Source organism: Halorubellus amylolyticus, assembly GCF_034808145.1.
Lineage (GTDB): Archaea > Halobacteriota > Halobacteria > Halobacteriales > Natrialbaceae > Halorubellus.
In genome coordinates this window covers 1-267 of the sequence record NZ_JAXHGM010000071.1, presented here as the reverse complement: position 1 = coordinate 267, position 267 = coordinate 1, and the positions used below count along the sequence as shown (strand labels likewise).

General features: G+C 36.0%; 1 protein-coding gene. It reads left to right on the top strand.

The window, feature by feature from the left end; translation table 11 throughout:
* Positions 1 to 243, top strand: a 243-nt coding sequence (locus tag SM754_RS20675) for a hypothetical protein (protein WP_323677953.1), incomplete at its 5' end; no start/stop codon positions are given.
* Between the last annotated feature and the right edge of the window lie 24 nt (positions 244 to 267).

Here is a 267-nt window from a genome sequence, read left to right as displayed (position 1 = left end):
CTAAAAACATTAGAGGGAACAAACTTAAAAAATATGTTAAACACAGTGCCAAAAGAGAACCGCTACACGTACATCCATGAAGTAAATGCACAAGTGTTAGATCATATTTTAGTAAAAAACAAAATCGCACCGCACACAATCGTAGATCCATTACACTTAAACTCAAACATTATGAAAGAACACGGACGTGTAAGTGACCACGACCCAGTACTTGCTCAAATTGATTTGAAGAAAGCTTCTTAAATAGTTGAGAAAGAGCGCTTAGAG